Here is a 24,306-nt window from a genome sequence, read left to right on the forward strand (position 1 = left end):
TCACATGGAACAGCCGCAACGAGGTTTGAGTGTTCAAGAATTTCTCTCTTTTTACAATCAACCATGGCCTTATTCGCCAGATTTACTCTCTGTTCCGCTTTTACTTCCTCTTCTGCAAATTGACCATTACAAGTGACGCCCCGGTTCTGCAGAGTCTTTCCCTCGGGGAGCGGGCTATTGTCTCCATCTGGCATCAGAGAATCCTGGCCGTATTTCCTTATGCCCGCCGGTTTTCCCCTTATGGCCCTTCCGTGATGATCAGCCGGAGTCGCGATGGCGAGATGGTGTCTCAGCTGTTCTCCTGTATGCATTTCCGACCGGTTCGCGGTTCCAGTTCCCGGGGTGGACCATCGGCGCTTTCTTCCCTGATCCTGGATCTCAAGACTCATCCCGCAGTCCATGTTGTGGATGGTCCACGCGGCCCGCGGGGAATCATCAAACCCGGCCTCATCACCCTGGGACAGATTTCCGGAGTTCCGATTTTCCCTATCTCCGTTTCCGCCAGCCGCGCATGGATTTTAAACAGCTGGGACCGATTCCTTGTTCCCAAACCCTTCAGTCGCATTGTTATTTCCTGGGATGCTCCCATTTCCATCCCTAAGGACCTTGACTCGGAAAATTTCGAACAGATCCGTCTTGAGATTCAGGATCGCATGCTTTCTTTTCAGCAGCATCAGGATGCCGCTCTGGGCTGGGGCAACCTCTTTGAATGAAGGAACGGCTATTTCTTTCTTAAATTATACTTCACCATCTTGATCTGCAGACCCTTTCTGCTGAAACCCAGGCGTTTGGCGGCATGGGTGATGTTGCCGCTGCACTCTTCGAGTATCTTTTCAATCATTTTTTTTTCGACTTCCGCCGTTTTACTTTTGATAAATTTCCGATACACGCCCTGATCTTTTTCCGTTGAATCCAATGAGTCCTCTTCAAGGCGATCTCCCGCCTCCCTTTTCTTTTCACTTCGCGCCATCAGGACAAGCCTCTCCGTAAAATTCTCCATTTCTCTCAAGAGATATTCTTCAAAGGGATTTTTTTCATGGACTTCATTTTCCGGAAGATCTTGATCCTCCATTGTTTTAATTTCCTCGGGAACATCCTCTGGAGAAATCGTATTTCCCTTGGTTAACAGAATGATCCGTTCAATCAGGTTCTCAAGTTCCCGGATGTTGCCGGGCCAATTGTATTTCTTGAAACATTCCAGGACCTGTGGGTCTATTCCTTTAATATCCATGTTCAGCTTGTCATTGAATCGATCCAGAAAATAATGCGTCAGCGGGATGATATCCTCTTTTCTTTCCCGCAGGGGCGGCATCTTGATCGGAACGACATTTAATCGATAGTAAAGATCTTCGCGGAAATTCCCTTCCTTGATTTCTTTGATCAGGTCCCGGTTGGTCGCCGCGATGATTCGAACATCCACCTGGATCGTCTTGATTCCGCCGACTCTTTCGAAGGTTTGATCCTGCAGAACCTGCAGAAGCTTGACCTGCATATCCCTGGGGATTTCACCTATTTCGTCGAGAAAGATGGTCCCCTGGTCGGCCAGTTCAAATTTCCCCGGTTTTGCCGACGCAGCTCCGGTAAAGGCCCCCTTTTCATATCCGAACAATTCCGCTTCGATGAGATTTTTTGCGATGGCCCCGCAGTTGATTTTGATATAGGCGTTATCCTTTCTCGGGCTTCCCCGATGGATGGCATGGGCAATCAGTTCCTTTCCTGTTCCGGTCTCTCCTGTAATCAGGATCGTTGTCTTGGTCGAGGCCACTTTTTCTATCGTTTTGTATATCTCCCTGATCTTTTCGCTGCACCCGACGATTCCGTATTTATCGATTTCCTCTTCCGCCAGGATAACCTCGCCATGATTTTTAATCCGGGTTCGGATCGCCTTTTCAATGACACTGATCAGTTCATCCCGATCAAAGGGTTTGGTGATGTAATCGAATGCCCCTTTTTTTAGAGCATCGACCGCCGTTTCGATGGTTCCATGCGCGGTGATGATGATGACCGGCGTTTCGGGATAAGTTGACGTAACGTGTTCAAGCAGCCCTAGCCCGCTGAGTTTCGGCATTTTCAGATCCGTGACCACGACGTCGATCTGTTCCTTCTCAAGACACTCCAGCGCTTCCAGACCATCAGCGGCCTGAGCAACCTGGTAGCCCTTCTTCTTCAGCATGGCCTGAAGAACGACGCGCATGTTCAGTTCGTCGTCGACAATTAATACTTTCTCCATTTTTTCTTCTCTCTACACCTGCGATATATCGTTTCTTTATCTGTGAGCCTGATCCATAGGTGAATTCTTATCCTTCATCATCGGAGAGTCCCGGGAAGCGCTCTCTTCAATCCACCAGTCTTATTCTGAACGTACTTCCTTTATCCACGAAGGATTTCACCTTGATTTCTCCCCCATGGCTTCTCACGATTCGATTGCATATCGCCAATCCCAATCCGACCCCCCGTTCTTTTGTCGTGTAAAATGGCTTGAAGATATTTTTCAAATCTTCTCTGGCAATGCCCTTTCCCGTATCCCTGACCATAATTTCAATACCCTCACGGTTTTCTTTTTCGATCCTTCTGGCACCGAGCGTCAGCGTTCCTCCCTCCGGCATCGCCTCAATGGCGTTAAAGACGATGTTCAGAATAACCTGCATGATTTTCTCCGAGTCAATTCTTATGGCGGGAAGATTCTCCTGTATTTCTTTTTTGATGGCTACGCGATCAATAATCTGCCTGGCCTCGACGAGGGACAGAATTTTCTGCAGCATGGGTTCGACCTTCTGTTCCGTTTTTTCGTATCGGTAGGGTTTGGCATAATTTAAAAATTGGGACATAACCCCATTAAGGCGATCTGTTTCTTCGATGATGACATTCAGGATCTTTCTGTTTTCTTCACTGTCTATCTCTGTAGCAAGGTATTGCGCCGCCCCTTTGATGGAACCCAGGGGATTTTTTATTTCATGAGCAAGAACCGGCGCCATTTCCTCCAGCATCATGGACTTCTCCCGCTCCAATCGTTCGTCAAAGGCGTAAAGAGAGGTAAAGACATCCTGACTGCCTGGATAGAAATAACTGAATATTTTTTTCATGATCACTTTCAAAGGCGTTACAGATATCACAATGACAAATGCCGACACCAGTATGGGGGTGAAGGGTATCGTCGAGTCTGCGGTGAACAGAGTAATCACGAGATAGAAACATCCTGTTGCCAGAATAGTCTGAATCGTTATCACCAGGGTTCTGGCCATGAGTTCGTGTAGCCGGGTCAGATGAGGATAGGCGACGATCAGAAGAACAAAGTAAAGTAGCGCGGCAATAACGATATTCGATAAAGGCGGGAGCTCCATTTCCTTCTGCAGAGCGAAATCCAGCAGGCAGAATCCTGCTGCAATGGCGCAGGCAATCGCCAGGTAAATCAGTCTTCTTTTTTCCACACTCACGGCCTTTTTTATCGTATAGACCACGATCGATAAATAGATGGCAACGGCAACGCCGGCGATATAGACGGCCATCAGGAGATGGAATGTATGTTCCTGAATGATCCCCGTCAGTTCCGCCAGAAAAACCAGGATAGGAACAACGAACGCAGCGATCACCTGCTTTTTCTTTATGTAGTCCCCTTTGATGATCAGGGTTCGCGTAAAATTCAGGCTCACTGCAGGAAGAAGAAGCAACCCCAGTTCCCCCAGGGTTTTCCAGTATTCCGCACCCGCCACAAAAAACAGGAACGAAGCCGATCTCTGCAAAAAGATCCCCATACACAGGATGGCGAAGGTTATTTTTTTTTCATCCTTATTTTTGTTGATAAAGAGTGATATGGCGATGATCAGACTGACCGTTGCCAGTATGAAGGTTTCCATCATGGTGTATGAATTCCGTCCTTTTCCAGGGAGTTATTCCTTTCTCACAGGTTATGATTCCCGCACGTCGCCAGTGCGTAATTTAGTTCGCACCGCGAAGTGTCTTATACACTTTTTATTTCTTCCTGTCGCCTGCTGTTCTTCGCATCATTTTCAACTAATTGTTTTCATTTTATATTTATTTTTATATTTTAGAATTTGACTTTGGCACATGACATGCTAATAGTACTTCCGTTTAATTATGATTAGGGAGCCTGCCATGATTCATGAAAACTCTGCAGCCGTCGTATTCCCGGGCCAGGGATCTCAGCGGCCCGGTATGGGAAAAGATTTTTTTGATAATGTCCCCATATCCAGACAGACATTTGAGGAAGCATCAGATGCTCTGGGCTGGGATGTTGCCGCTCTGTGTTTTTCCGAGGATGAACGCCTCAACCTGACGGAATTTACTCAGCCCTGTATTGTTACCACTGAAATCGCGATGTTCCGGGCAGTGCAGACTCTTTTTTCCTTCTCTCCCTCCTTCTATGGCGGACACAGTCTCGGTGAATTTTCAGCTCTTGTTGCAGCCGGCGTTTTTCCATTTCAGGATACGCTGCGCATCGTTCACGAAAGAGGCCGTTTGATGCAGAACGCGGTCCCCGTCGGTGTTGGAGGAATGGCAGCCGTTATTTTAAACGATCTGGATGTCCAGCAAATCCGCAGCCTGCTTTCCGATCTCCCTGTGGATGTGGCCAATGAAAATTCTCTGCACCAGGTTGTGATCAGCGGAGATGCCAAAGCATTGCCCGTCGCGGAAAGCCGCCTGACAGAGCAGTTCACGGATTCCTCCTTCCGGGTGGTTCCGTTGCGGGTCAGCGCACCCTTTCACAGCCGGTTCATGAAATCCATTGAAGAGCCTTTTGAGCAGGTATTGCGCGCCTCTTCACCCCTCTGGAAGTCTCAGAACGCGGATAAGGTGACTTCCAACTATACGGGTGGCTATCACCTTCCCACGACTGAAGCTGTTTCCACGGCTCTCGTTCTGCAGCTCAGCCACGCCGTTCGATGGGTCGATAACATGAGAACCCTGTCTTCCTCAACAAAAAGTGTCTTTGAAGTCGGACCCGGTCGGCCGCTTCGTGACTTTTTCAAGACAATCGGCATAACCTGTTCTTCCGTCACCACCCTTTCGGCTGCTGAACGTCTTTTCCGTAATGAAAAGTGATTGACGGACTTTTATACTCCGACCGGTTTAAGAAAGGATAATAATAATATGGATCTGAGCCTGACCGATACTCAACAGATGTATGTGACTACAGTGCAGCGTTTTGTCAAGAACGACATCCTGCCCCATGTTCTGGAAATGGATCGCAGGCATGTCTTTCCCATGGATCTGATCAAGACTTCCTGGGAAATGGGCATCATGAATATCAGCATCCCGGAATCCATCAAAGGCTACCATGTTGACGTAGTCTCCGCCGCACTGATCATCAGGGAACTGGCTTATGGCGATTCCGGAATTGCGACTTCAGCCATGTGCAACGATCTGGCCAATGTGGTTATCGCCCAGCATGGAACAGATGAACAGAAGGAGGCCTTTCTTCGCCCCTTTGTCGATTCGCCGCTTCTTTCCGCCTTTTGTTTGACCGAACCCGGAGCAGGGTCGGATAACCTCTCCATGACATCTTTTATTTCAAAGCGCGACGATGGCAAGTATGTTCTCAACGGGTCTAAATGTTTTATCACCAATGCCTCTTACGCTTCGCAATTCACGGTTTTCTGCAAGGTGGGAAAACCTTCCAGTCAGTTGATGGCCTGTGTTGTGGTTCCTGTTCCCCCATTTGTCCTGGACAAAGCGTCTCCTGTCGATGGGATTCGGGAAATTGAACTGGCCTCCGGAGGAAAGATCACTGTCGGGAAGCCTGAGGATAAGCTGGGGCAGCGTCTATCCAATACCGCCAGTGTGACCTTCGAAGATGTGCTCATCGAACCGGGGCAGATTATCGGTGACCGCCGGCTTGGATTTAAGTACATCATCGACGTTCTCGATTTTGCCCGCCCCATGATCGCCGCGATCGGAGTCGGCGTGGCAAAAAAAGCCTTTGATCTGACCTTGTCTTATACAAAGGAACGCAAACAGTTCGGTCAGCGGCTCTGCGACATTCCCGTTGCCCGGGAAATGCTGGTTCAAATGTGGAAAAAAGTGGAGCTTTCCGAGCTGGCTTTGCTCAAATCCGCCATCAAGATACAGGAAAATGCCACAGATAAGGGCATGTATTCCTCCCTGGCTAAAAATGAAGCCGCGGAAGCCGCTCTGTTCTGTGCAAACGAGGGACTCCATCTTCACGGCGGCTACGGGTTCACGAATGAGTATGAGATTTCCAAGCTCGTTCGTGATGTTCATATAATTGACATTTACGAGGGAACCCGTGAAGTCCAGAACATGATCATCGGGCGGGAACTTGTATAATTATGTTATATCTACATGGCTTAGGACATTTTCACCCTGAAAATGTCATCAGCAATCAATTCCTGGAAGAACTCGATATCGGCACGAACGAAGAGTGGATTATCGAGCGGGTGGGTATTCTTTCTCGGCGAACAGTCCTGCCTCTGGATTACATCCGTTCGACCAGAAACCAGGATCAGCGGGCAGCTTTTGAGGCTGCTGAATACAACAACGCACAGACAGGCTCTTTTGCGGCCAGAATGGCCCTTGAGCGGGCAGGCATTTCCCCTGAAGACATCGGCATGGTCATTTCGGGAAGTTCCGCCCAGGACATGCTGACACCAGCGGAAGCATCGACGGTCGCCGGAGAGTTGAACATTGACGTTCCCTGTTTCGACATAAATTCCGCATGCAGCACCTTCGGTATGCATATCAATGTCCTTGGCATGATGAAACCGGAAGCTCTTCCTCCCTTTGTGCTGCTCGTCAACCCCGAAAATATGACACGAAACGTGAATTACGCGGATCGCAGCGTAGCCGTCCTCTGGGGTGACGGAAGTGCGGCCGCGGTGGTTTCCACACGGGAACGTTCCCGTGCCGTTTTTCTCTCCAGCCACTGCGATTCGAAACCTACCGCATGGGAAAAGGTCATGATTCCCCGGATGGGCTATTTTCAGCAGGATGGGCATGCGGTTCAGGGGTTTGCCATCCGCAAGACAACAGAATCGATTCGTGCCCTGCAATCTTTGTATCCGGTCAACCGTTTTGTCGGCCATCAGGCAAATCTCGGCATGCTTCGCACAGCTTGTGAGCGTACAGGAATCACGGAAGATCAGCATTGGCATAATGTTGAACTTTTTGGCAATACAGGCTGCTCAAGCGCCCCTGCCGTATTGAGTCAGCATTGGGATGACTTCACTCCCGGCGATCATATTGCGGTTTGCGTTGTGGGAGGCGGTCTGACTTGGGTGCACACCCTTTTAAAAATTGAGGATATTAAATGACTTACGAAGAATTTTGTAAGCAAGGAAGCTTCTCTCTCGAAGATTTGCTTGCCTTTGCATACGGCAATCTTGTAGATGATCGTCCCGATGGCTTTGACGCACGTCTTCCTGCCCCTCCTTTTCTCATGCTGGATCGGATTCTGACGATCACAAGTGAAGGCCGGCAGGGACGCATCGTAGCGGAGCAGGATATTCGTCTTGACGCCTGGTATTTCCAGTGCCATATGCCCGGCGACCCGGTCCAGCCGGGTTGCCTCTGTGTCGATGCCATCTGGCAGCTGCTCGGATTTTATTGCGTCTGGCGGGGTGCATTGGGTGCCGGAAGAGCGCTGGGATGCAAAAATGTTTCCTTCAACGGTCAGATTCGACCCTACAACCGTTGCGTTCGTTATGAAGTGGATATTCGTCGTTTTTCCCATTTGAAGGATTCCGGAGCCAGCATTGTGATCGGCGATGCGAAGGTCTTTGTGGATAATGAATTGATCACGGAAATTACCCAGGCCCAGACCGGTGTTTTCAGTGGCATTGTTTATCCGGATTATCCAAAACACTCCCGCAATTCAGTGGGAGGAATGATCAGGAGTTGAACATGAGTCAAGACAAACCAGTTGCCATCATCACCGGAGGAGGTACGGGAATCGGTGCGGCCTGTTCCAGAATTCTTTCCCGGGATGGTTTCCGTGTGGGAATCAATTATATAGATCCAGTAGAGGAGCAGTCCCGTCAGGTTCTTTCTGAGCTTGAAGACGGCTTTCTTCTTAAGGCGGATCTTTCCAATCCGGACGAGATCGAAACCATGATCGCGGAAATCAGAGAAAAGGCGCGTCGCGTGGATGTTCTGGTCAATGGCGCAGGCATATCCATCAATAAAGACATCAACAGCATGACACTCGATGATTTCGATCTTCAGAGGGCCATCGTCAGGGGAAGCTGGTATCTGACCAAAAGGATCCTCAGGCTTTTCATGCTCCGGAAAAACAGCGGACGCATCATCAACATCTCCAGTGTTGTCGGTCATACCGGTAACTCCGGCCAGATTCCCTACACAATGGAAAAAGCCGCCTTGGACGCCTTTACGAAGTCGCTATGCAAGGAACTTGCAGGGAGAAACATCCTGGTTAATTCCGTCGCCCCGGGGTTCATCGACACACCGATGACCCAGAATCTGCCGGATGAAGTTAAAAGCCGCATTCTGGGAAGCATTCCTCTGGGCCGTCTTGGATCGCCGGAAGAGATCGCCGATTTGGTTTCCTTTCTTGCCTGCAGGGCTTCGTATATTTCAGGAACGGTCATTCATGTGAACGGAGGCCTGTATGGTGGCTGATCAGGAAACAATGGACCTCATTCTCAACGCGGTTCCACAAAAACATCCCTTTCGATTCATCGATGAGATTATCGAACTGGACGATGATCACATTGTGGGTTCTTACCGCTATCGCGAGGATGAGTACTTCTATGAGGGACACTTTCCCGACCGCCCAATCACTCCGGGAGTTATTCTCATTGAAACCATGGCCCAGACGGGCGTCGTCGCTTTCGGACTTTACCTGACCATGCGGCAGAAGGATTATTCCCTTGAAGAAACCAAACAATTGACCACCCTGTTTACTTTTGTCGAGGGTGTCGAATTTAACAATATTGTATCACCTGGTGAGCGGGTGATTGTCCGTGGTGAAAAAATATATTTCCGGAGGGGAAGCCTGAAAACAAGGGTGAGTATGGAACGGGAAAATGGTGAGAATATCTGTTTTGGTGTATTAGCCGGGGCGGGGGTCATGTTAAATGAAGCATAGAGTCGTTATTACAGGCATGGGTGTTGTGGCACCCAACGGTCATGGATTGCAGGAATTTGAAGCGGCCCTTCGCGAGGGTCGGTCAGGCATCCGCTTTATTCAAGAGCTGAAGGATCTCAATTTCGCCTGTCAGGTAGGCGGCGTGCCTCAAGGTGTTGAAGCGATTCGCGAACGTTATTTTTTACCCGAACAGCTTGTTTCAATGAATGAGAACATCGGTTACGCGGCGATTTCCGCCGTTGACGCCTGGAAGGATGCCGGGTTTACCGTACCTCCTTTCGACTCCGATGAGGTGGATTGGGATTCAGGCATAATCGTGGGTTCCGGAATTGGAGGAATGGATACGATTGCCAATATCGTGGTTCCCATGGTCACTTCCGGTAAAGTGAAACGGATGGGCAGCAGCATTGTCGAACAGGTCATGAACAGCGGAACCAGCGCACGCGTCGGCGGACTGCTGGCCCTCGGAAACCAGGTGACCTCCAACTCCTCGGCATGCAGCACCGGAAATGAAGCCATATTTGAAGGCATGATGCGGATCCGGTTGGGATTAGCCAAGCGGATGCTTGCCGGCGGATGTGAGGGCTCATCACCATTCATCTGGGCGGGTTTTGACGCGATGAAAGTGCTTGCCCGGAAATATAACGATTGTCCCGAAGAAGCATCCCGCCCCCTGAGCGGATCAGCGGCCGGATTTATTCCCGGCGCCGGTGGGGCTCTTCTTCTTCTGGAGGATCTTGAAACAGCGCAAGCCAGGGGCGCCCGTATTTATGCGGAACTCCTCGGAGGAAACGTCAACTGCGGCGGTCACCGGATGGGAGGGTCCATGACCGCTCCCAATCCGGAAGGAGTCAAACGATGCGTCCGCTCAGCCATTGCCGATGCAGGCATTTCTTCAATGGACGTCGATGCGATTAATGGCCACCTGACGGCAACATTCGCTGATCCCTACGAGGTCAGGAACTGGGCCGGGGCACTGGATCGGGAGCCGGATAATTTTCCCTATATCAATTCAACCAAATCCATGATCGGTCATTGTCTCGGTGCAGCAGGAGCCGTCGAGTGCGTTGCGGTTGTTCTGCAGCTCCATAAAGGGTTTCTCCATCCCTCCGTGAACTGCACGGATGTTCATCCGGAGATTGAGTCATTCTCCAAGAGTATTCCGCATCAGGCCCTGGAATGTCCTGATGTGAAGATTATCGCCAAAGCCGGCTTCGGGTTCGGCGATGTTAACAGTTGCTTGATTTTCAAGAAATGGGAAGAGTAAAATCAAATTATTTATTAAGGAATAAAGGAGCATAAAAAATGGACGAAAAAAAGATTTTTGATGAGTTGATCAACATCCTGAGGCTTTACGCCAAGGATCCTGCTCTTCTTGAAAAAGCCACGAAAGAAACGCATATTCTGAACGATCTCAAGGTCAATTCAGCGCGTCTTGTGGACGTCATCATTAAATGTGAGGATGTCTTTGGAATAGAAATCGATGATGATGACGCCGACAAGATCCGGACGATCGGAAACGCGATCGAAGTGATTCAGAGCAAATTAGCATAGGGTTCATCATGAATGAGATGGCGAAACATCATCTTCTTCTGCAGTATTATCTCGGCAGGATTGCTGTGTTGATCCTGGGTCCGTTGATTTATCTGGCGATACGCCTTGCGGGCTATCGGGTCCGGGACCTGCGTCAGATTCGCCGTAAATGCCACGAGCTCTTCAAAATCCATGAAGGGCCGTGGATTATTTGCGCAAATCATCTGACGATGATCGATTCCGCGATACTGGCTTATGTCATCGCCCCAACGCACCGCTTTATGTTCAACTACCGGATTCTCCCCTGGAATGTTCCGGAAAGGGCCAATTTTCAGCGTAATCTATTTCTCACGGTCCTTTGTTATCTCTCGAAGTGCATCCCCATCAGCCGTGGCGGAGACCGTCAAGAGGTTCGGTCCACACTGGATTCATGCCTTTCCGTGTTGAAAAGTAAACAGAACGTTCTAATTTTTCCGGAAGGTGGCCGTTCACGCACAGGACGGGTGGATACTGAAAATTTCTCCTATGGAATTGGACAATTAATCGATTCCTGCAAGGAATGTAAAGTGCTGTGCATTTACCTGCGGGGGGACAGCCAGCATACTTACAGCAATCTGCCCCGCTGGGGAGAGAAATTTTCCGTGCTCATCGATATCATGGAACCTGTTTCCACGGAATTGACCGGCCGTAGAGCACATCGTCATTATGCGGCACAGAGCATTCAGCAACTGGCCCTGTTGGAGGAAAGTTATTTTGCCTCATGTCGGCAACGACATCGTGGATCTGACCGATTCCGCGTCAAAAAAGAAGAGCAGGAATACTCGCTTTCTGAACCGCGTCTTCACGCCCGATGAAAAAAGCGTCATTTTATCTTCCGCTTTTCCCGATCTGCTACTCTGGGCCTTATGGGCTGCCAAGGAGGCAGCCTATAAGGCAATCAGCAAGGAATTCCCGGATATCCCTTCGATTCCCAGACTTTTTCCTGTTTTTTTAGATCCTCATGATTCTGCGGATTTCCCTCCAGAATCCAGAATTATTCCTTTTTCCGGCTACAGTACGGGTACCGTCCTGACGCCCGAAGGAACGTGCTGGATTCGAATCGATTATCGCCCTGCCTGTCTCCACTGCGTTGCTTTTACCGACGTCCCTGATCATCTCATTTCTTCCTGGCGCGTTCATTATCTTTTTGCACCACGTCAAACGGCTTCATCTCCCGAATCCGAGGCGGTCCGCCTGGCATCAAGGCTCCATCTCGCCGGTTTTCTTGAAAAAAAATTTGAAGACCTGGAGATCATTCGCGGGAATGACGGACATTCCCAAGCGCCGCCCCGCGTCATCTGTCAGGGTCGTCCTCTGGATGTCGACATCAGCCTGAGCCATCACGGATTGTTTATAGCTCATGCCTGCCTGAAGCACTACGGAGATTCTTCCTTATCCCCTTGACAAAAAAATGAACGGATTTGGGATTTGCACTCTTTACCGTCCTGTGATACGTATCAGGCTCATTCAAACTAAAGGTTTTTCACCGAAGTCCTCAATATTTAAAACGATTCCCCGGATGACACAATGCGGAGAAAATGATCCCTTTCGGCAGAAAATCCATGGTCACTTTCATTGAAGGAATCGGCACAAAGGCATTAGTGGTTGCCCGTTCCGTAATCAACACCCTCTTTTTCGCCTGGCGGGCGATCGTTCATCTGGCGGATCGCAAGACATACAACAATGCCACTAAAATGGTCATTGTAACCCAGTTGTATTTTACGGCGGTTCAGATATTGCCTCTGTTTATATCCATCTCCGTCATTCTGGGCCTGTTTCTGATGGGAATCGTGTTCGAGTCCATCAAGAACCTCGGTATGACCGGGTATCTGGGAAATATTCTGATGGGATTCATTGTGACGGAACTTTGCCCCTTCATGACGGTGCTCATGCTTGCGCTGCGCTCAGGCGCGGCGATCAACACGGAAATCGCGGTCATGAAAGTCAACAAAGAATTCGACGCATTGAGCGTCTTCAACATCGACATCTTTGATTATATCTATGTGCCGAGAATTTTGAACGGGGTCGTCTCCGTTGTCCTTCTCAATGGTGTTTTTACGCTCGTGCTGCTGACCAGCGGCGCTATTTTTTCGAGGGTGATCTTCGGCATCGGAATGGATGCTTACATCAGCATCCTGATCACCTCCGCTGAATTTCCGGATCTGGTGATCCTGCTCCTGAAATGCGCGACATTCGGTTTTTTCATCACCCTGCTTCCGATCCGTTACGGATTGACGGCATCGAATGAATTGACCAGCATCCCCATAGCGGTCTTGAATGGAATGATCAACGTCTTTATCGCAATCGTCATCATCGAGGTTATATCATTAATTCTAAGCTCCATTTAATCTTATTCGAAGATGAAAATCGCCTTACCGAGGCCCTGCTGGATTTGAAAGAAAGACATCAGCAGAACCTGGGACTCGTTTCTCTTGACATTCCTCTGATTTCCAACTTGAATGCATGGCTCAACATTGCTTTAATACGGCTCTACCATTTCAACGAAGGCAGCATGCGAACGAGAAAGCGCACGCTGGAACTTCTAAACCGTTTCCAGAAGATCGAGATAGCCGATCTGCGAATCGCAGCCCTGGACCAGTGGGAACTTTTCCTGGTCAAACTGCTCCGTGCGGCAATGGTTCAGGATGCCCTGATCGTGATCGATCGCCCTTTCAGGCTTGTTCCTGATCTGCCTGACGCGGAAATGATCCAGGATAGCCTGGATCGGATCGATGAATTTTATGAGTCTTGTCAAATTTATGATTATGTGTGGAATCGGGACAGGTACCAGATAGATGATGTTCAGGAGTCTTGAATTCAAGGTAGGGCTGTTTATTCTGATCACTTCCGTGATGATTGCCGCGGCCGTTGGCTATGTCGCCTTCAAAAAGGATGTGTTTTCCCGGGTGGACACCTACACGTTGACTTCCCGCTCCGGTGAGGAGCTGACTGAAGGAATGCCGGTTCTATTGTCGGGTTTCAAAGTAGGAAGGGTGGATGCTTTGGAACTGGGCAGCGACGGGCGTGTTCTGATCAAACTGAAAATACCCCACAGGTACGCAAAATGGATTCGTACGGACAGCGTGTTCATCATCAACAAACCCCTGATCGGCGCTCCACGAATCGTCATCTCCACAAGGAATATGAGCAGTCCGCCTTTATCGACGGACACGATCAGGGAAGTTGTTGTCGCCAATGACATCAACGAGACCATCAAAAAGCTGGAGCCTGTGGTGGAAAGACTCAACAGGATCACCATCAATATCGAAACCCTGACGGCGAACCTGGCTGATCCCCAGGGGAATGTCAATCAGATCTTACGCAATACGGCAAAGCTGTCGGAACGGGCTGCCCGTACGGAATCCCTGCTTGAACTGGCCCTCGCCGATCCGGAAAGCGTCCATGCAGTCCAGACCGCCTTGAAAAATACTGAGGACATTACCATCCAGCTGACTTCGATCCTGGAAAAAGTCGACGCAATAGCCGAAAAATCCGATGAATCGCTTTATGGCAAAAACGGCGTTTTCCCGTCTGTGAGAATACTGTTGATTGATCTCGTAGGAAAGCTGGCTAAACTGGATAAATTTGTCGATCATATCAACAACATCAGTGCCAATGCGGACGAATCTACGAAAGAACTGAAGGTTCTGCGATATGACATTGATGAAACAGTGAATTCCATCAATTCCCTGGTTAATGAGCTGAACAGAAAGATCCCTTTCAAAAAAGATCCACAGATAAAACTGCCATGAAAAGATATTTTGGTCTGATAAGTTGCCTGTTCCTGCTATGGGGGTGTGGATTAAAATCGATTCCGGAATGGAGAACGGCCAGCTTCAATCATCTGGAGCAGTATAAGAAATATTTCCTGACGGGACGGGAGCAACTGGCGGCAATCCATTTTCAGAAGGCCGTTAATGAACTTAAGGGCAGCGGTAATCTTTCCCTGCTCATGACGGTTTACCTCACCCGCTCCGCCCTGCATGTTGCCATTCTTGAAGCCCCACAAGGCGAAGAATATCTTGAGATCGCGAAAGTCTGGCCGAGCGATGATCACCAGGATTACTATTTCCTGCTGGAGGGAAGATTCGCAGAGATCCAAAAAAGCAGCCTTCCAACATCCTATCAGGACCTTGTAACCACCATCGAGGAAGGCAATGCGAAAAGGATAACCGAAACAATACGGAATATTCAGGACGACCTGTCCCGACTGATCGCCATTGGCGTTGTTGTCCGACATGGAGTGGTGAATGAAGCCATTCTGACTCAGGCTGTTGATCTTGCGTCGGTTAATGGCTGGCGGAAACCCCTGTTAATTTATCTGAATCGGCTGAAATCCTTTTACGAGACAACGGGCAAGAGAGATCAAGCAGAAATCATCCGCCTGAAGATCGAACTGCTCAAATCATGAGAAGCAGGCTGCCAGGTGAACCGCAAACAGTATTTTCAACGGCTGGCGGTTTTCCTGACAGTGTTAAGAGAGCAATGTGAGATGACTTTTGACGCGATTCTGACGAAAATGCTGCCGGTTTTCCAGCTATCCCTTTGTCCTGCGTCAGACATGGGGCGCAAGACGCATCCAGCTTCTGGAATTCCATTGAGCGTCACTGTCGGCAAGATCATCTTCAGGAGTGCAGCAGATCCCGCATTTATGGACGAAGTGCTTGTGGAAGACTATACAGGGCGTCAATTCCGGATGAAAAACGGTAACCAGCACCCGGTCATTTTCCGCAGCCACGATATAATCCTGAAGTTGAAGCAGGATCCGGACATCGCTTCCGACACGTCGGATTTTCGGGGCACGGATGAACGTCAGAGGAACGGGATCCGCAGATAACTCGGGGAGGGCGGCTTCGATGCAGAAACTGTCAAGTTGTGAACCGAAGCCGTTCCGTTCGATATCCATGTCAATTAACCCCAGATGGGGCCTTTCCCCCAGGATGCCAGTGGCAAGAAGAATGGCGCCGGCACATGTTCCCCAGATCTTCATTCCTTTCTGAAAAGCATCCAGAATACATCCCTCGAGGTGAAAGATGCGGATCAGCCTGGAGAGGCATGTGCTTTCCCCTCCAGGAAGAATCAATCCCGCGACCCCTTCAAAATCAAGAGGTTCCTTCACTCTTTTGCAGGCTATGCCCAGACGTTCCAGGTGCTCCAAATGCTCACATACCCCTCCCTGGAGATCTAGAACGCCGATTGTGTTTCTTCTACTGTCTTCTCTGTAAATCATGAATTGATGAAAATAAATATTTCATTTATCTGTCAAAGCGCACTCTTAGACGGCTTCGTCCTCTGCTCATCAAAGGTTTTCTTATGTATGCCCGCGTTGTCACCTCTTCCTTGCCGCCCGCCTTTATATCTCCTCAGATCTGGGATTGGAATTACCAGCCTCGCGTCGCCAGAATCTGATCTTCAGGAATCTGAGCGATTTCCAGAACCGGCATGGCTTCTCCCAGATCTAAGGACGCCTCCAGAACTTTTGCGGCGTCGTTGAAATAGGCCGTTGCTTTCACAATAGCACGGGCCCGCCTGTCTGGATTCGAGGACTTGAAGATACCCGATCCCACAAAAACGCCGTCGCAGCCGAGCTGCATCATCAGTGCCGCATCAGCCGGCGTCGCAATGCCTCCGGCAGCAAAATTGACAACAGGCAGACGGCCAAGCCCCCGGACCTGAAGGGCAAGTTCGTAGGGTATCCCGTTGCTTTTAGCAAATACGGTCACTTCCTCCACAGGCATGCCGACGAGCTGTCGAATTTCACGATTCATGGTCCTCATATGGCGAACCGCTTCCACCACGTTTCCCGTCCCTGCTTCACCTTTTGTCCGGATCATTGCAGCACCTTCAGCTATTCGACGAAGCGCCTCGCCAAGATTTCTGGCACCGCAGACAAAGGGTATGGAAAACCGGGTTTTATCGATATGGCATTCTTCGTCGGCCGGGGTAAGCACTTCACTTTCGTCTATATAATCGATTTTGAGGGCCTCCAGTATCTGAGCCTCCACAAAGTGGCCGATCCGCGCCTTCGCCATGACCGGAATTGAAACAGACTTTTTAATTTCTACGATCATCGATGGATCGGACATTCGGGCCACACCACCCTGTGCGCGAATGTCTGCCGGGACCCGTTCAAGGGCCATCACGGCCACTGCGCCTGCATCTTCTGCAATCCTGGCCTGCTCGACATTAGTGACGTCCATGATGACGCCCCCTTTGAGCATTTGTGCCAGTTGAACATTTAGTTCATATCTTTTCTTGTCCACGATATTTTACCTCTCCACTCCTTAAGATATTCTGAGATTAAAAGTTTTTCGGATTTTTATGATGATTTCACAGATACGTCAAGGATAAAGCTTGATATAAATTGCACCGGAAAGACAGGGAGTACTACCAGAACATGCGCATTTTCACACCCTTCGCATCCAGATATGTCTTGATATCCTTTATTGTATAAGTCTGATAATGGACCATGGAGGCAATCAGCGCCGCATCGGCCCTGCCCCGAGTCAGCACGTCCAGCAGGTGTTCCGGTTTACCTGCTCCTCCCGAGGCAATAACCGGAATCTGCACGCTGGTGGAGACCAGGGAAGTCAATTCGATCTCATAACCTTCCCGGGTGCCGTCCGCATCGATGGAATTGAGACATATCTCTCCCGCACCGAGTCTTTCCGCCTCTTTTGCCCACCACAAGGCATCTATCCCTGTATAAACCCGGCCGCCATGGATTACAATCTCGTAACCAGTTGGGATTGCATCGGATAAACCAACATTTTTAACGTCCATGCCCAAGACGATACACTGAGAGCCAAAGGCTTTGGCGCCTTCCGCAATCAGGAGGGGATTCTTAACAGCCTCCGAATTGATGCTGATTTTTTCAGCTCCGGCCAGAATAACTCGTCTCATGTCCTCGACCGTCCGAATTCCTCCTCCGACAGAAAAAGGGATCATAATCACCTCCGCCACCCGGCGGACGATATCCACCATTATATCCCGTCTGTCCGACGATGCTGTTATATCGTAAAATACAATTTCATCTGCCCCCTGCTCGTAATATTGGCGGGCGGCTTCGACCGGGTCGCCGATATCAATATTGTCCTTGAATTTTATTCCCTTGGTCAATTTTCCTGCACGAACGTCAAGGCAGGGGATGATCCGTTTACTCAGCATCTGTTCCCTTCCACCTGCAGAAATTTTCTAATATAGCCAGACCGGGCTTTCCACTTTTTTCCGGATGAAATTGTACGGCGATGACATTGTCTGCCACAACCGCGGAGGGGAACTCTATGCCATAGCGGGTCTGTCCCAGAATGTTTTCCTCTCGTTCCGGCATTGGGAAAAAAGAATGGACGAAATAAAACTCTGCCTGCCCCGGAATGCCTCTGAATACGGGATGGCTTCTGCGTAACGAAACTGAATTCCATCCCATATGAGGAATTTTAAGCTTTCGTTCATCACAGATCATGTTTTCCGGGAAATGTATCACTTTCCCGGGAATAATCCCTAAACAGGGGGTGTCGTTTTCTTCACTGTAGTCAAAGATGATCTGTGTCCCGAGACAAATCCCCAGAACAGGCTTCCCCTCCTGAACAAGCTGAAAAATGATTTTGTCCAGTCCGGTTTGCCTCAGATTGGACATGGCCTCACCCGCGGCGCCGACACCCGGAAAAATAATATGGGAAGCAGAGCACAATACTTTGTAATCACGGGTAATCTGACAATCCTGCTTCAGAAAGCTAAGCGCACGGAACACACTGGTCAAATTACCTGCCTGATAATCAATAATCGCAATCATAATCCGATCTTAATTATGTGTTAAAATTATATGATATGCATAACGGCATTGGCCGGAATGATATCGTTAATCATCAAGAGGTGTTTTATTATATGAAATACAGGTGAAACGCATTCAACTCATGAAGAAAATCCACATCTATATTACGAAAAGGAATTTTTCAACCATAATTCAAATATTTATCAGAGCGCCGACGAGGCGGGTAAATCCAATTTCACGGAATAAAATATGGCACAAAAGCCGTGTAAAAAAACGGATAAATAGTCTGACGGGACTCTTCTGTTCGTGAGATACAAAGGCCCCGTTTGAACTCAAATCAAACGGGGCCTTTAAACTGCTTCTCTGAATACAAATATTTTAACTCAAATCCCGATGTTTTCAATTTCCCGCAAATTAGGCAGGATTGAACACATAGGTTAACTGCCCGTTAGCCGTCTTGGCAGTCTTGGCAACCATTTCCATGCCGACTTTCAAGTTACTGTCGGGTTCGGCAACGGCCGGATCGATCCGCCCGAAAACCTTATAATCACCATAATCAACGAGGGCGATGGTATAGGGCAGTTCTTCTGTGAAGCCCGTCGGCCCATAACGGAGAGTGCTGAAGGAAACCAGTTTTCCCTTTCCTGTCACTTCAAACCATTCCATATTGCCGGACAGAGACTTGAAACAATGAGCGCGGGGCGGGAAAAATTTCAGCCCGCAGTCCTTGCACTTCGTACCCATCAGTTTACCCTGTTCCAGGTAATCAATAAAATCGTTAACCTGCGTTACACCCGTGAAGCTAACCGTCCCAAATTTACTGAAGCGAACGTCTTTTTCTGTCTTAGCCATGGTTATTCTCTCCCAAAAATAGTCACATTTCCGTACAAGCCAACACCGCCGATATTATGAACCAATCCGAACATCGGATCTTTTACCTGAATATTATCGGCCTCATCCCTCAACTGCCGCACGATGGTCCGAACCTGCGACCCGCCGGTTGCTCCAATGGGATGCCCCTTGGAAAGAAGCCCTCCATCGATATTAATGGGAATGCTTCCTTCTTTATAGGTTTCTTTCGCACGGACTAATTCAGGACCGCCACCCGCTTCGGCAAAGCCGAGATTTTCGATGGCCATCATTTCGGCAATGGTGAAACAGTCATGGACTTCAGCGACATCGATATGCTTTGGCGTAATGCCGGCCATTTTGTAAGCCTGACGTCCGGCTTCAATGCCAACCGCAAGTCCCGTCAGGGATTCGCGTCCGACCATGTTGACTGCCGCCGAAGCTGACCCGATGCCGAGAATCCAGACGGGTTTCTTGCAGAATGCCTTCGCTTTTTCTTCATTGGCAACGATGATACAGGAACTGCCATCGGCGTTTGCGCAGCAGTCACCCACGCGCAGAGGACTGGCGACCGGGCCGCCCATCTTCTGCGGATCCAGGAAATCCTCGAGAGCAACCGGTTTCCGATAAACAGCTCTCTCGTTTAGAACGCCATAGGTGGCTGATTTTACACGAATGAGGGCAAGGTCTTCCGGTTTCGTTCCGTATTTCGCCATATGAGCCTGGGCATGAAGGGCATAGTAGGCGGGCATCATCGTGCCGAAGGGAGATTCCCACTGAATATCCGCGCCCCGGCCCATTCTCTCCTGGGATTCATTGGAGGTCAACTGAGACATGATCTGGAAACCAAGCACCATGACACAGTCATGGAGTCCGGATGCAACCAGGGAATAGGCCAGCTTCAACCCCGTGCTGCTGGATGAACAGAGAGTTTCAACATAGAACGTCGGTTGAGGATTCAAACCCAGGTACTCGGCGACGACACCGGCCGGGGATCTCTGCTTATCATACTCGGGGGCGGAGCACATCACTGTAGCGTCAATGTCCGCATTCTGTATATTTGCATCCTTCATCGCTTCACTATAAGCTTCAAACGCCAACTCCCTTATGGAACCGGGATAGCTTCGAACAAAGGTGCTTTGTCCAACGCCAATAACTGCAACTCGACTCATAAATCTCCTCCTGATCTTTTTGTTTAATTCCCGTCACACAACTCTCATTACCCGAGAAATCCTTAATTGGATGGTTGCTATCATAAAATAAAATGACTGTCAAATTCTAAAAGCGGTCATGAATCGATAAACAGGCGACAACCTTTTTACGAAGTTTCATCAGTTGTTGAAAATGCGCAGAGAATTGACTTGACAAAACAGAGTCAAGTTGCTATTGCGCTATGCTGTTAATTCCATTGATTGCTCTAATAAAACACCATCGGTTAATGCATCATCCTGATGGACACCCGCTGATCAGAATGTTTTCCAATCAAGCGAATCATGCATTTGGAAAAAGATTCACATCCGACCATACCCTTATTGAATCAGTTATTGGGCGATGACATCAGGCTAAGTCGCCTTACGCTGGGAGATACAGAACAACAGATAAATAATTTCACAGGATCATCGAGCCAGTGAAAGCACCTCAATTGATTGATATCAACAATAATAACGACAGGGGGATTTAGAAATGGGAAAGTTAGATGGTAAGGTAGCTGTGGTAACCGGCGGAGGAAGAGGAGTTGGGCGGGCCATTTGTGTCGCCTATGCCGAGGAAGGCGCGGATGTCGTCGTGAATTACGCGGGTAACCATGCCGCTGCAAACGAAGTGGTTGCAATGATTGAAAAGATGGGACGGCGTGCCGTTGCTGTTCAGGGCCGTGTTGAAATCAAGGCTGAAGCGGAGAAAACTATTCAGACTGCCGTGGATAATTTCGGCAGAATTGACGTTCTTGTAAACAATGCCGGCGCTACAAAACCGGCAATGCTCCATAAAATGACGGAAGAACAGTGGGATGCGGTGGTTAATATCCATTTGAAAGGTCCCTTCCTGTGTGTCCAGGCGGCAGCGAAGTATTTTATGGAACAGAATTACGGAAAAATTATCAATGTGACCTCCGTAGCCGGTCTGGTGGGTACGACGGGACAGATTAATTACAGTGCGGCCAAGGGCGGCATTCTTTCCTTCACCATGTCAGCAGCAAGGGAACTTGCACGGTTTAACGTCACATCCAATGTGATTTCCCTGGGCATTGTAACCACGGATATGACGGAAAAGATCACCACTGATGATAAATTGAAAGAAATCTACATGAGGCGTATTCTGCTCAATCGTTATGCAGAGCCTTCCGAAGTCGCCCCGGCATTTGTTTTCTTCGGATGCGATGACTCAAAATATATAACAGGCCAGTTGCTTAAAGTTGACGGTGGTTATGGTTTGACCTAAACTTCCAGATTAAGGGATTAGGATCAACAAGTTTATATCCAGCTTTTAAAGCCCTCTGAACGGGATGTAGCGTTCAGAGGGCTTTAACCCCTCGAAGTGATCGTTTTTTAACTTTTTTTAATTCCAAAGATACTCTTCTGGCTGTCAAAAAAATTTTCATAAGGTGATTTTGATTGGACATAAGATATTTATTGACAAGATTTCAGTTACATTATAGCGTTGGGGTGGCTATTATGAGTAGGTCAAAAATCGGGAATAGAAATTATGCGCACACAGGAACCAGAGAAAAAAAATTCCGTATCGGACCCTTCACCATCCAGGAAACCGTCTGATCAGTCATCTGAAAAATTTTCCGAAATGTCGTCGCAAAAAACAGTAGATAAAACCGAAGAAAGCAGTGCCGAAAAACCGCCAGAGAGCAATATCTTTCAGAAAGTTAAATTTGAAATCTACGGGGAAGAAATGATATCCAAGGAAGTAAAGCAGAGCGGTAACAGCGGCCGGGTTTATCTACCTCCGGACTGGATCGGAAAACATATAAAAATTATTCGGATTGACTGAGTCAGGTTATGAAAAACGGAATAGAAATAAAAGAGCTTGCACTTGAATACTGCCCGGAAATTGTTGAGATTCACCGTGCGATCATGAAAGGCAACATCTCCGATACATGGAGAAAGAGCATCGAACTTCACCTTCAGAAAAAGGATGTTGTCGGCTATGTGGCACTGAAAGACGGCAAAGTGGTGGGGTTCATCATCGGCGAGGTTAAAGGGCCCAGCTTCGGACTGGAAAAAAGCGGGTGGATCATTGGTCTCGAGGCTCATCCTCAATTCATGGGAACGGGTATAGGCCGGGTTCTTATGGACAGTATTTTTAAATATTTCCGGGAAAAGGGCGTTCGGGATATTTTCACGGCGATTCGCTGGGATGCTGTGGATATGCTGTCTTTCTTCATAGCCACAGGATTTGATCGCTCTGAATTCGTCAATCTGGGAAAACAGCTTGATAATGTGAAGACGGAATAAAAAAGAAGCATTTCAGCGGTCTCGCCATGACGGAGCACGGTGTTCTATGCAAAGCGGATTTCTCAAGGAAGTGCAATTTACCCGGGCTGATGGAGAGTTAACACCCACAGGCGAAAGAGTCGTGAGAGAGAAGGCGCTTTCCATGTTTGTGGATGGCAGGCACTGCGCCACTGCCATGATACTGGCCACGCTGGAAAAAGAATATATTACCGGATATCTGTATGTGCAGGGATTGATTCATGAGGCAACGGACATTGCCTCCCTTGAAATAACAAATGACATTGCCCGGGTCAGTCTCAAGACCGGTATTGAAAAACGTTCTTTTCCCCGGAACATCACCTCAAATCTTAAAATCTCCAAAGAAGATATTTTCCGGAGTGTCCGCGCCATCCTGAAGTCTCCGGTTTTCGAAGAAACCGAAGCCGTGCATTCCGCTGGCCTTTTTATCGCCGGCAGTAAAGCCATCTCCCTTGCTGAAGACCTGGGCCGCCACAACGCCATGGACAAGGTCATCGGTGCCGCATTACTCCAAAAGGTCGATTTTTCCAGGACGCTCGCCACTTCCACCGGTCGGCAGCCGGCTGAGATGATTTTCAAGTACCTCAGCGCAGGCATCCCGATCATCGCCACCAAGGGAGTACCTACCTCAAAGGCAGTGGAACTGGCGGAAAAATCAGGAATAACCATCGTCGGAATGGTCAGGGGAGATTTCATGATCGTGTACTCTCATCCGGAGAGAATACAATGATGGAACCGGCATCAAAAATCGTTCCAGTCCTCAAGCTGTCGGACGGTCGGTTTACGCCTTCTGAAGCCAGCATTGTTGTCGAAAAAGAATTGCCCGTCATCATCAACGGAGAACATCTGGCGATCGCATCCCTCACGCCATCAATGGAGAGGGAATTTGTAGCAGGCTATCTCTTCGGGCAGGGATTTATCGAAAGCGCCGGAGAGATCACCAGGCTGGATATCACAGACCAGGGCGCCGACGTTGTCCTGGCAACGGCGGATATCCTGTCAAGCCGCAGAATGAAGACCACCTATCGCATCGTCTCAGGAGGCGGTCGCACCGCCTACTTTGAAACCTCCGCCCTGCCACGCCTTACGTCCAACTTCAGCATCGCGAAAGAAGATATTTTTCGGGCCATGAACCTCCTCTTCGAACGCGCTTCTCTTTACCGCGAAACCGGAGGTGTGCATTCCGCCGCACTTTTCGATGGGGCTATGAATCTCCTCTGCGTCGTGGAAGATATCGGACGGCATAACACCCTGGATAAAGTGATCGGCTATGCGCTCCTGAATGGAATCGACTGTGCCGATAAACTCCTTGTCTCCACCGGCCGCATGGCCTCTGAAATGGTTATGAAAATCGGCCGGGCCGGCATTCCCCTGGTCGCCACCAAGACCGCCGTCACAGATAAAGGCATTGAAATCGGTGAACAATGCGGGCTGACCCTCATCGGTTTCGTACGGGACGTCGGTTTCAGGATGCACACGAACATGGAGGTCCGGGTTTTTCAGAAAGCTGAAATGAGGATTTACACCGGGGTGGAGAGAGTGCGCTGAAT

General features: G+C 49.0%; 28 protein-coding genes. 20 read left to right on the forward strand and 8 right to left on the reverse strand.

Translation table 11 applies throughout. The features are described from left to right. The first annotated feature begins 29 nt into the window (after positions 1-29). A complete protein-coding gene (locus SYN_RS14005) occupies positions 30-713 on the forward strand; it encodes a lysophospholipid acyltransferase family protein (RefSeq protein ID WP_049750009.1) in 684 nt (227 codons plus the stop codon). Between the two features lie 8 nt (positions 714-721). On the opposite strand, the gene SYN_RS14010 is transcribed toward SYN_RS14005, so the two are convergent. Continuing rightward, the gene (locus SYN_RS14010; RefSeq protein ID WP_011418876.1) at positions 722-2,230 is read right to left on the reverse strand and encodes a sigma-54-dependent transcriptional regulator; all 1,509 of its coding nucleotides are present in this window, start codon (positions 2,228-2,230) and stop codon (positions 722-724) included. A 106-nt stretch (positions 2,231-2,336) separates the two neighbouring features. Next, on the reverse strand, positions 2,337-3,857 hold the full coding sequence (locus tag SYN_RS15535; protein WP_011418877.1) for an ATP-binding protein: 1,521 nt from the start codon (positions 3,855-3,857) through the stop codon (positions 2,337-2,339). Positions 3,858-4,113: 256 nt separating this feature from the next. Here SYN_RS15535 and SYN_RS14020 point away from each other — a divergent pair, with 256 nt between their 5' ends. The 14 genes from SYN_RS14020 to SYN_RS14080 all read left to right on the forward strand — a co-directional run bounded on the left by SYN_RS14020 (position 4,114) and on the right by SYN_RS14080 (position 15,065). Further along, positions 4,114-5,061, forward strand: a complete 948-nt coding sequence (locus SYN_RS14020) for an ACP S-malonyltransferase (RefSeq protein WP_041585159.1) — start codon at positions 4,114-4,116, stop codon at positions 5,059-5,061. A 48-nt stretch (positions 5,062-5,109) separates the two neighbouring features. Beyond that, positions 5,110-6,306 (forward strand): acyl-CoA dehydrogenase family protein, encoded by a 1,197-nt coding sequence (locus SYN_RS14025; RefSeq protein WP_041585160.1) that lies wholly within the window; start codon positions 5,110-5,112, stop codon positions 6,304-6,306. A 2-nt stretch (positions 6,307-6,308) separates the two neighbouring features. Then, positions 6,309-7,289: a 3-oxoacyl-ACP synthase III family protein gene (locus SYN_RS14030; RefSeq protein ID WP_011418880.1), complete on the forward strand. Its 981-nt coding sequence runs from the start codon at positions 6,309-6,311 to the stop codon at positions 7,287-7,289. After that, positions 7,286-7,876, forward strand: a complete 591-nt coding sequence (gene fabA / locus SYN_RS14035; RefSeq protein ID WP_011418881.1) for a bifunctional 3-hydroxydecanoyl-ACP dehydratase/trans-2-decenoyl-ACP isomerase — start codon at positions 7,286-7,288, stop codon at positions 7,874-7,876. The genes SYN_RS14030 and fabA overlap by 4 nt, the downstream gene beginning before the upstream one ends. A gap of 2 nt (positions 7,877-7,878) precedes the next feature. Next, positions 7,879-8,613 (forward strand): 3-oxoacyl-ACP reductase family protein, encoded by a 735-nt coding sequence (locus SYN_RS14040; RefSeq protein WP_041585161.1) that lies wholly within the window; start codon positions 7,879-7,881, stop codon positions 8,611-8,613. Then, positions 8,603-9,082 carry a 3-hydroxyacyl-ACP dehydratase FabZ family protein gene (locus tag SYN_RS14045; RefSeq protein ID WP_011418883.1) on the forward strand — a complete coding sequence of 160 codons (480 nt, stop codon included), beginning with the start codon at positions 8,603-8,605 and terminating at the stop codon, positions 9,080-9,082. The genes SYN_RS14040 and SYN_RS14045 overlap by 11 nt, the downstream gene beginning before the upstream one ends. Continuing rightward, positions 9,072-10,349: a beta-ketoacyl-[acyl-carrier-protein] synthase family protein gene (locus SYN_RS14050; protein ID WP_011418884.1), complete on the forward strand. Its 1,278-nt coding sequence runs from the start codon at positions 9,072-9,074 to the stop codon at positions 10,347-10,349. Before SYN_RS14045 ends, SYN_RS14050 begins: the two co-directional genes overlap by 11 nt. Positions 10,350-10,387: 38 nt before the next feature. Next, the gene (locus SYN_RS14055) at positions 10,388-10,636 is read left to right on the forward strand and encodes a phosphopantetheine-binding protein (RefSeq protein WP_011418885.1); all 249 of its coding nucleotides are present in this window, start codon (positions 10,388-10,390) and stop codon (positions 10,634-10,636) included. 8 nt (positions 10,637-10,644) lie between these two features. Further along, positions 10,645-11,469, forward strand: coding sequence for a lysophospholipid acyltransferase family protein (locus tag SYN_RS15540; RefSeq protein WP_011418886.1), 825 nt, complete (start codon positions 10,645-10,647; stop codon positions 11,467-11,469). Then, a complete protein-coding gene (locus tag SYN_RS15545; protein ID WP_158302988.1) occupies positions 11,369-12,058 on the forward strand; it encodes a 4'-phosphopantetheinyl transferase family protein in 690 nt (229 codons plus the stop codon). The genes SYN_RS15540 and SYN_RS15545 overlap by 101 nt, the downstream gene beginning before the upstream one ends. Positions 12,059-12,192: 134 nt before the next feature. After that, a complete protein-coding gene (locus SYN_RS14065; RefSeq protein WP_011418887.1) occupies positions 12,193-13,002 on the forward strand; it encodes an MlaE family ABC transporter permease in 810 nt (269 codons plus the stop codon). Positions 13,003-13,046: 44 nt separating this feature from the next. Beyond that, positions 13,047-13,469 carry a hypothetical protein gene (locus SYN_RS14070; protein WP_011418888.1) on the forward strand — a complete coding sequence of 141 codons (423 nt, stop codon included), beginning with the start codon at positions 13,047-13,049 and terminating at the stop codon, positions 13,467-13,469. After that, positions 13,450-14,406 carry an MlaD family protein gene (locus tag SYN_RS14075; RefSeq protein WP_011418889.1) on the forward strand — a complete coding sequence of 319 codons (957 nt, stop codon included), beginning with the start codon at positions 13,450-13,452 and terminating at the stop codon, positions 14,404-14,406. Before SYN_RS14070 ends, SYN_RS14075 begins: the two co-directional genes overlap by 20 nt. Next, positions 14,403-15,065: a hypothetical protein gene (locus SYN_RS14080; RefSeq protein WP_011418890.1), complete on the forward strand. Its 663-nt coding sequence runs from the start codon at positions 14,403-14,405 to the stop codon at positions 15,063-15,065. Before SYN_RS14075 ends, SYN_RS14080 begins: the two co-directional genes overlap by 4 nt. A gap of 144 nt (positions 15,066-15,209) precedes the next feature. Here the strand turns inward: SYN_RS14080 and pdxT are convergent, their stop codons facing one another. The 6 genes from pdxT to SYN_RS14110 form a co-directional block, all read right to left on the reverse strand. Next, the gene (pdxT, locus tag SYN_RS14085) at positions 15,210-15,884 is read right to left on the reverse strand and encodes a pyridoxal 5'-phosphate synthase glutaminase subunit PdxT (RefSeq protein ID WP_011418891.1); all 675 of its coding nucleotides are present in this window, start codon (positions 15,882-15,884) and stop codon (positions 15,210-15,212) included. Between the two features lie 151 nt (positions 15,885-16,035). Further along, entirely contained in the window at positions 16,036-16,917 is an 882-nt protein-coding gene (pdxS, locus tag SYN_RS14090; protein ID WP_011418892.1) for a pyridoxal 5'-phosphate synthase lyase subunit PdxS, read from the reverse strand. A gap of 124 nt (positions 16,918-17,041) precedes the next feature. After that, positions 17,042-17,821: an imidazole glycerol phosphate synthase subunit HisF gene (gene hisF / locus SYN_RS14095; protein ID WP_011418893.1), complete on the reverse strand. Its 780-nt coding sequence runs from the start codon at positions 17,819-17,821 to the stop codon at positions 17,042-17,044. After that, the gene (gene hisH / locus SYN_RS14100; protein ID WP_011418894.1) at positions 17,811-18,446 is read right to left on the reverse strand and encodes an imidazole glycerol phosphate synthase subunit HisH; all 636 of its coding nucleotides are present in this window, start codon (positions 18,444-18,446) and stop codon (positions 17,811-17,813) included. The genes hisF and hisH overlap by 11 nt, the downstream gene beginning before the upstream one ends. A gap of 393 nt (positions 18,447-18,839) precedes the next feature. After that, on the reverse strand, positions 18,840-19,277 hold the full coding sequence (locus SYN_RS14105; protein ID WP_011418896.1) for a Zn-ribbon domain-containing OB-fold protein: 438 nt from the start codon (positions 19,275-19,277) through the stop codon (positions 18,840-18,842). A 2-nt stretch (positions 19,278-19,279) separates the two neighbouring features. After that, positions 19,280-20,446, reverse strand: coding sequence for a thiolase C-terminal domain-containing protein (locus tag SYN_RS14110; RefSeq protein WP_011418897.1), 1,167 nt, complete (start codon positions 20,444-20,446; stop codon positions 19,280-19,282). 511 nt (positions 20,447-20,957) lie between these two features. Between SYN_RS14110 and SYN_RS14115 the strand changes: the two genes are divergently transcribed. The 5 genes from SYN_RS14115 (at position 20,958) to fdhD (ending at position 24,304) form a co-directional block, all read left to right on the forward strand. Then, entirely contained in the window at positions 20,958-21,713 is a 756-nt protein-coding gene (locus tag SYN_RS14115; protein WP_011418898.1) for an SDR family NAD(P)-dependent oxidoreductase, read from the forward strand. A gap of 462 nt (positions 21,714-22,175) precedes the next feature. Further along, positions 22,176-22,274, forward strand: coding sequence for a DUF2080 family transposase-associated protein (locus tag SYN_RS16850; RefSeq protein ID WP_258165140.1), 99 nt, complete (start codon positions 22,176-22,178; stop codon positions 22,272-22,274). An 8-nt stretch (positions 22,275-22,282) separates the two neighbouring features. Next, entirely contained in the window at positions 22,283-22,738 is a 456-nt protein-coding gene (locus tag SYN_RS14125) for a GNAT family N-acetyltransferase (protein WP_011418900.1), read from the forward strand. Between the two features lie 46 nt (positions 22,739-22,784). Then, the gene (locus tag SYN_RS14130; RefSeq protein WP_011418901.1) at positions 22,785-23,486 is read left to right on the forward strand and encodes a formate dehydrogenase accessory sulfurtransferase FdhD; all 702 of its coding nucleotides are present in this window, start codon (positions 22,785-22,787) and stop codon (positions 23,484-23,486) included. Beyond that, entirely contained in the window at positions 23,483-24,304 is an 822-nt protein-coding gene (fdhD, locus tag SYN_RS14135) for a formate dehydrogenase accessory sulfurtransferase FdhD (RefSeq protein WP_011418902.1), read from the forward strand. The genes SYN_RS14130 and fdhD overlap by 4 nt, the downstream gene beginning before the upstream one ends. The last annotated feature ends 2 nt before the right edge of the window (positions 24,305-24,306 follow it).

The sequence above is a fragment of the Syntrophus aciditrophicus SB genome, from assembly GCF_000013405.1.
GTDB classification, from domain to species: Bacteria; Desulfobacterota; Syntrophia; order Syntrophales; family Syntrophaceae; genus Syntrophus; species Syntrophus aciditrophicus.

Excerpts from the sequence above, each read along its gene's own strand:
- SYN_RS14010 (WP_011418876.1), bottom strand. The coding sequence starts at position 2,230 with ATGGAGAAAGTATTAATTGTCGACGACGAACTGAACATGCGCGTCGTT.
- SYN_RS15535 (WP_011418877.1), bottom strand. The coding sequence starts at position 3,857 with ATGATGGAAACCTTCATACTGGCAACGGTCAGTCTGATCATCGCCATA.
- SYN_RS14020 (WP_041585159.1), top strand. The coding sequence starts at position 4,114 with ATGATTCATGAAAACTCTGCAGCCGTCGTATTCCCGGGCCAGGGATCT.
- SYN_RS14025 (WP_041585160.1), top strand. The coding sequence starts at position 5,110 with ATGGATCTGAGCCTGACCGATACTCAACAGATGTATGTGACTACAGTG.
- SYN_RS14030 (WP_011418880.1), top strand. The coding sequence starts at position 6,309 with ATGTTATATCTACATGGCTTAGGACATTTTCACCCTGAAAATGTCATC.
- fabA (WP_011418881.1), top strand. The coding sequence starts at position 7,286 with ATGACTTACGAAGAATTTTGTAAGCAAGGAAGCTTCTCTCTCGAAGAT.
- SYN_RS14040 (WP_041585161.1), top strand. The coding sequence starts at position 7,879 with ATGAGTCAAGACAAACCAGTTGCCATCATCACCGGAGGAGGTACGGGA.
- SYN_RS14045 (WP_011418883.1), top strand. The coding sequence starts at position 8,603 with ATGGTGGCTGATCAGGAAACAATGGACCTCATTCTCAACGCGGTTCCA.
- SYN_RS14050 (WP_011418884.1), top strand. The coding sequence starts at position 9,072 with ATGAAGCATAGAGTCGTTATTACAGGCATGGGTGTTGTGGCACCCAAC.
- SYN_RS14055 (WP_011418885.1), top strand. The coding sequence starts at position 10,388 with ATGGACGAAAAAAAGATTTTTGATGAGTTGATCAACATCCTGAGGCTT.
- SYN_RS15540 (WP_011418886.1), top strand. The coding sequence starts at position 10,645 with ATGAATGAGATGGCGAAACATCATCTTCTTCTGCAGTATTATCTCGGC.
- SYN_RS14065 (WP_011418887.1), top strand. The coding sequence starts at position 12,193 with ATGATCCCTTTCGGCAGAAAATCCATGGTCACTTTCATTGAAGGAATC.
- SYN_RS14075 (WP_011418889.1), top strand. The coding sequence starts at position 13,450 with ATGATGTTCAGGAGTCTTGAATTCAAGGTAGGGCTGTTTATTCTGATC.
- SYN_RS14080 (WP_011418890.1), top strand. The coding sequence starts at position 14,403 with ATGAAAAGATATTTTGGTCTGATAAGTTGCCTGTTCCTGCTATGGGGG.
- pdxT (WP_011418891.1), bottom strand. The coding sequence starts at position 15,884 with ATGATTTACAGAGAAGACAGTAGAAGAAACACAATCGGCGTTCTAGAT.
- hisF (WP_011418893.1), bottom strand. The coding sequence starts at position 17,821 with ATGCTGAGTAAACGGATCATCCCCTGCCTTGACGTTCGTGCAGGAAAA.
- hisH (WP_011418894.1), bottom strand. The coding sequence starts at position 18,446 with ATGATTGCGATTATTGATTATCAGGCAGGTAATTTGACCAGTGTGTTC.
- SYN_RS14105 (WP_011418896.1), bottom strand. The coding sequence starts at position 19,277 with ATGGCTAAGACAGAAAAAGACGTTCGCTTCAGTAAATTTGGGACGGTT.
- SYN_RS14110 (WP_011418897.1), bottom strand. The coding sequence starts at position 20,446 with ATGAGTCGAGTTGCAGTTATTGGCGTTGGACAAAGCACCTTTGTTCGA.
- SYN_RS14115 (WP_011418898.1), top strand. The coding sequence starts at position 20,958 with ATGGGAAAGTTAGATGGTAAGGTAGCTGTGGTAACCGGCGGAGGAAGA.
- SYN_RS16850 (WP_258165140.1), top strand. The coding sequence starts at position 22,176 with ATGATATCCAAGGAAGTAAAGCAGAGCGGTAACAGCGGCCGGGTTTAT.
- SYN_RS14125 (WP_011418900.1), top strand. The coding sequence starts at position 22,283 with ATGAAAAACGGAATAGAAATAAAAGAGCTTGCACTTGAATACTGCCCG.
- SYN_RS14130 (WP_011418901.1), top strand. The coding sequence starts at position 22,785 with ATGCAAAGCGGATTTCTCAAGGAAGTGCAATTTACCCGGGCTGATGGA.
- fdhD (WP_011418902.1), top strand. The coding sequence starts at position 23,483 with ATGATGGAACCGGCATCAAAAATCGTTCCAGTCCTCAAGCTGTCGGAC.